This is a genomic window from Lewinella sp., assembly GCF_050633125.1.
Lineage (GTDB): Bacteria > Bacteroidota > Bacteroidia > Chitinophagales > Saprospiraceae > Lewinella.
In genome coordinates, this window is the sequence record NZ_JBOEFX010000116.1 from 1 (window position 1) to 5409 (window position 5409).

Annotated in this window: 5 protein-coding genes; 1 reads left to right on the forward strand and 4 read right to left on the reverse strand. The window is 43.6% G+C overall.

Features of this window, described 5'->3' with window-relative positions:
• On the forward strand, positions 1 to 1790 hold a 1790-nt coding region (locus ACRBG0_RS22950), incomplete at its 5' end, for a gliding motility-associated C-terminal domain-containing protein (protein ID WP_431489182.1).
• A gap of 31 nt (positions 1791 to 1821) precedes the next feature.
• On the opposite strand, the gene ACRBG0_RS22955 is transcribed toward ACRBG0_RS22950, so the two are convergent.
• The 4 genes from ACRBG0_RS22955 to ACRBG0_RS22970 form a co-directional block, all read right to left on the reverse strand.
• On the reverse strand, positions 1822 to 2286 hold the full coding sequence (locus ACRBG0_RS22955) for a Dabb family protein (protein ID WP_431489183.1): 465 nt from the start codon (positions 2284 to 2286) through the stop codon (positions 1822 to 1824).
• A gap of 201 nt (positions 2287 to 2487) precedes the next feature.
• A complete protein-coding gene (locus tag ACRBG0_RS22960) occupies positions 2488 to 3348 on the reverse strand; it encodes a hypothetical protein (RefSeq protein ID WP_431489184.1) in 861 nt (286 codons plus the stop codon).
• 124 nt (positions 3349 to 3472) lie between these two features.
• Positions 3473 to 3928: a DM13 domain-containing protein gene (locus tag ACRBG0_RS22965; RefSeq protein WP_431489185.1), complete on the reverse strand. Its 456-nt coding sequence runs from the start codon at positions 3926 to 3928 to the stop codon at positions 3473 to 3475.
• A gap of 277 nt (positions 3929 to 4205) precedes the next feature.
• On the reverse strand, positions 4206 to 5409 hold a 1204-nt coding region (locus ACRBG0_RS22970; protein WP_431489186.1), incomplete at its 5' end, for a T9SS type A sorting domain-containing protein.

Consider the following 5409-nt stretch of genomic DNA (forward strand, 5'->3'; position numbering starts at 1 on the left):
CAGTAGAATGGGAGTTGAATGGCTGCGTAAGAAGTGATACAATAAACATTACTCCTAGTGTTTTGGAAGCATTCAATATCGGAAATGACACTACGATATGCCAAGGAGACACCTTGACCTTTATGGTACCTCCTCTTCATCCGTCGGTTAGTTATAATTGGCAAAATGGAAGTACTGATGAAAGCTTAATGATAACGGGACCAACCAATGTTCATCTTACTGCGAGTATTGATCATTGTACAATGAGCGACACTGTCCAGGTAACATCAACTTTTCCCAGTTTTTCTCTTGGGGCTGACCAATTGATTTGTCCCGGAGAAACAGTAGTACTAGATGCTAGCTTACCTAACACCACTTATCAGTGGCAAGATGGCAGTACTGAACCTACGTATACCGCTGGGAGTACAGGGCTGTATAGTGTGGAGCTAAGCAGGGGAGAGTGTCATATTTCGGAAACAGTAGCGGTTGAAGTTTTTTCAACTTTAACCACCAACTTGGGGCCAGATACTACCGTTTGTCCTGGCGTTTTTCCCTTATTAAGTGTTTATGTGCCGGGGGCAAGTTATGTTTGGTCTGACCAGACGCTTGTCAATTCAACTTTTGCGTATGAACCTGGGCTTTATTCCGTAACCGTTACCATTGATGGATGTGAGGTGGTGGATAGTATATTGGTAAGCGAATATTCTCCAGCATTAGATTGGCCCAACGAACTGTATCTGTGTGATGGTGAGATGCTCACTTTAGACGCATCTGAAGTAGAAGGCAGCTACATCTGGCAAGATGGCAGTACCGCTTCTAGCTATCTCGTCAGTGTACCTGGACAATACAGTGTAGAGATTGATGGAGAAAACTGCCAAGAATTGTTCTTTGTTGAAGTCCTCACAAGTACATTGAGTGAATTTGACCTTGGAAATGATACGACCTTATGTTCGAGTGAGATATTCGTGATTAATACAGGTTCTCCATTGGAAAATTACGCCTGGTCAGATGGTTCTAACCAAGTAACTCTTACAGTTACACAGGGTGGTTTATATTGGCTAGAAACCACGCAAGGAAATTGTTATTTTCGTGATAGTATTCTGCTGGAATACGTGCCATTACCTGATATAGAAATTGGAAATGATACTACACTTTGTCCTGGTGAGGTACTAAGCCTACAAGCAGATTTTGAACCTCCCATAAGTATTCAATGGTCAACAGGGGCAACGACACCGAGTATAGTTGTAGAAACCCCAGGTGATTACGGGGTAGAGATTGAGCTAGACGGTTGCATCAGGGGAGACGGATTTAATTTAGACTACTACGAGGCCACCAGCTTGGAACTAGGAGAAGATATTACCATTTGCAAAACTCAGCCCTTGGTTTTAGCTCCAGAAATAACTGGCCCACCAGCAACCTTCCTGTGGCAAGACGGAACCAGTACTCCCTCGTATGATGTACAAAATTCAGGCACCTATTCATTGATCTTAACCAATATTTGCGAGACGGTCACAGATGAGATCAACATTACTGTTGAAGAATGCACCTGCGAGGTCTATCTCCCCAATGCGTTTTCTCCCAATGATGATGGAAACAACGATACTTTTCGTCCATACACCACTTGCCCCATCACCGATTACGAAATCCGGATCTTTGACCGCTGGGGTGGACTGCGCTTTACCAGTAACAGTATCGAAAACGGTTGGCAAGGTTTGGAGGTCAATACTGGCGTCTACCTATACACCCTACGCTACCGTGATCGCGATGGGCAGTGGCAGCAGCGGGTAGGGGAGGTAAGTTTAATACGATAAGGGCAGGATCACAATATGCTTGAAGGTCACCTTACTCCACCAAATTATCATACACGACCACCTTGGTCCACTTATCCTTATGTTCATCGACGAATTTTAGGTGGACGGGGTCGATTTGGTAGGCATCTTGTCCGGCTATATCAGAGAAATGAACGATTAGGGCTAAGTTGTAGCTATTGTCTACAACGCCGCGAGCTTCGGTAGGCGCTACAGGGCCAACGTACATTTTTTCTATACTTTCCACTGCTCTGAGTGATTCTACACCGGCACGGAAAGCAGCTAGGTCAGCATCAGAAAGGTCTTCGTTGAGCCAAAAAAAGACGCTATGAATAAGGCCGGGTTGTTCTTCTGCGGCAGCGGTGAGCTTAGCAATTTTAGCCTGAGCTTCTGATAGTTCCGTCTCTAGGGCTGCCTGAGCTGCTTCTTGAGCGGTGGTGTCGACTTGACTGCAGGATTGGAAAACGAATAAGGCTAGTAAAAGGGAGAAAAATTTCATGACTTGCTTTTTTGAACGAATAAATGAAAGGTAAGGCTTCCTTTAAAAAGAGTAACCATGAAAGGTAAGGGATTTCTATTTTATTAGTTATTTCATAGTAGAGATTGATTATACGAGAGCCATAGCATTGGTTTTATCCGTATTCAAGCCATAAGGTGTTTTTTGAATAAGGGCATATTCAAGAGGTCTCTCCCGTGGATATTATTGTTTAATAGCAAGCCCCAAAGAAAAGGTTGTTCCCTGATAACTATTGCGCTGCTTTATCAATAACCCGGAATTGTTAGTATAAGAAGCTATCAGGTGCCAGGAGTTATTCAACTTATACATACCGGTAATGCTGGCTTCAGTAAAGGAGGTTCCTTCTCCGTAAAGAAAAGAACCAACACGCTTGGGAGTATTCGTGAAATCATCCTGAACTTTCGCTTTGCCGATAAGGTACAATTGATCAAATAGGAGACAGCCAATCTCTAGTCCAGCTTGCCATTGATGGCTGTAACCTTTAGTTCGGAAATTGGTAGAGGAATAAACACTCCCGAATATCTGTCCATTAGAAGAAGATTTAGAAACAGCTAGAGTCGACCAAATATTAAATTCTCCGTCGGAAGTAGGCAGGTTGATTTGTTCAATGATGCCAATATCGTTGGGTTCCTTGGCATTTGCAAGACTGATGCCATCGTTGGTAGGAATATCTAATTCTACTTGAAAGGCTAATGGGAAATTCTTTAAAATTCGGTATTTACCACCAAGTCGAATACTTCCGATACCAGCAATTGTTTCGGTGGTATTGAAACTGTTAAGTTGCAATACCGGTAAATTGATTGTAGCGGTCAGTCGATCGTTTAAGCCATACGCTCCATAAATCAACAAATGTTGGGTGCGAAAGGTACTTCCTTGATCGAAAAGTTGTCCGGAGGTACTGTAGTATTTGTTTGAATGAAAGGTAGCAGCACTTGCTTGTAGATAGAACCCATGCTTGGTTTGTGTCCATCCGCTTTGGGCCTGAATACTGAAGCCAAAGGCAAGTGTGATAATTAGGTTTAGGAAAAGGTAGTGATACCTCATGTTGTAAGCATTTTTTAAGGGAAGGCCAACCGGATGAAGGATCACCCAGTTGACCCGAAAATTTAGCTGGACTTTAGCCACTTTTTATAGCATAGGCATGCTTTTGTGACAAAGTCAAATTTAGTTACTGAAGCGGTGCGTTACCAAAAGGAATACTGGCGGTATTACACCATAGAATTACATGGGTGAAATTGCTACTTATGGCTTGATCAAGCTTGAAGAATTGCTCTCCATTAGCTTGAACGGCACCGATTAAGATCAGGTCTGGATTTCCGTTGCCTGGATCGGGTGTGAAAGTAGCAGAAGTAGAGAAGTAAACGGCGACTGTTCCTGTTGCAAGTTCGGTAGTGAAGTCATCTCCGAAGCGAAGGAAATTTGCATTTTCTGCATCGGTTACGAGTTCGGCTGTTCCGCCCGTAGGAGTGTTGGATGCTGGTGTAAATGTCCCTGAACGCTGAACAGTTAAAGTGCCGGTTGGTTGGGAAGAATCAATTGTAATCGGATCTTCCTCCTCGCAGCTGGAGAATAACAATGTTACAGACATAAATACCATCAGGAAAGGAAAAATACCTTTTTTCATAGCGGTTCTTTATTTGATATGAAATGAAATGTCGCATATGTTGCGACTAAATGATGGCACAAATATCTCAGGAGGATATCACAGAAGGTTAACAGAATAATCGCGAATTATAAACAGCTGTAGTAACGTCTTGATTTTGACAATAGAAAAGGAGAATCAGGGTAGGGGCAAACAAAAAAGCCCCCGCCGGAAATCTTCCGACGGGGGCTTTAAAAAGAGCTTGTTGAGATGTTAACATAGCATCTCTAAAGCTTATCTTGAAATTGTGATCAACGAATTACTTCGCTACTACAAATTTCTGTGTCACACGCTCTTCGCCACTGATAAGGTGAAGCATGTAAATACCGGGTGCAAATTGACTTACATCCAGTGTTTGGCGCTGCTTACCGTTTGTTGCAGTCCATTGTAGCTGTTGGAGTGCCTTGCCAGTCATGTCTGTAACATAAACCTGAACTTGAGCATCGAAGGACTGGTCAAAGACGAAGTCTACATTCAATACATTACTGGCAGGGTTCGGGAACAATGCTACTTGTGACAAATTAGGCTCGTCGTTGGTTACTTCTGGAGTAGCCAACAATTCTTCCCCACTCATCCGGGCACCATTGGCACAACCAGAAACATCAACATCATCGATGTAGATGTAGTCACTGTTGCCACTAGCATCACAACGGAAGCGGAAGCGAGTTGTGCTGGTAAATGTACCGGTAATTACAACGGTTTCGTTTTCACGAACATTGTTGGAGAAGTCGGTGCCGCTAGCCCAGCTCGCTAGGGTTTGGTAACTCGAACCACCATCAGTAGAGGCTTGGAGCCAGAAGTCTTCTCCTGTTTCCATACTTCTTGGGTAGTAGCTAAAGTCAATGGTCACCTCTTCAAAACCAGCAAGGTTGAGGTTGTCGGTGGTCATGACTGACGTAGAAGTATTGTCTCTTAGGCGTATGCTGTATGATCCATTGGAATAAGCAGAAGTGTTAGTGCGGACACAGTCGGAGCCTCCGTCGTTCCATATTCCCCAACCACTTTCAAAGTTGTTGAAATTAACATTGGTGTCAGTACATCCTCCTGTGTTACATGGTGCGCAATCAGGGCCACCACAATCAACACCGGTTTCGCTACCATTCTGGATACCGTCGGTACAGGTAGGAGCAGGGCTGCCACCTACACAGAAATTGGTCGTTTCACTGGATCCAAATGAGTCACCACTAACCACTTTGTTACCATCTATTGTAACGGAATAGGAACCATTGCCGTAAGAACAGCAAATGCCATCTCCATAAGTATCATTGATGGTGAAGTCGTAGCAACCATCTATAAGACAAACAGTAATGTTTACTGTTGAACCATCAGCTTGGTTGCCATAGGTACCTCCGGAAGCTACTACTGATCCACCGTCGTCGGTGATTGTCCAACTGGTTTCTTCAGGATAATTGTCTAAAGTAATAGAGACTATTACATCGGTACAGGTAGGGTCTACAGGACAA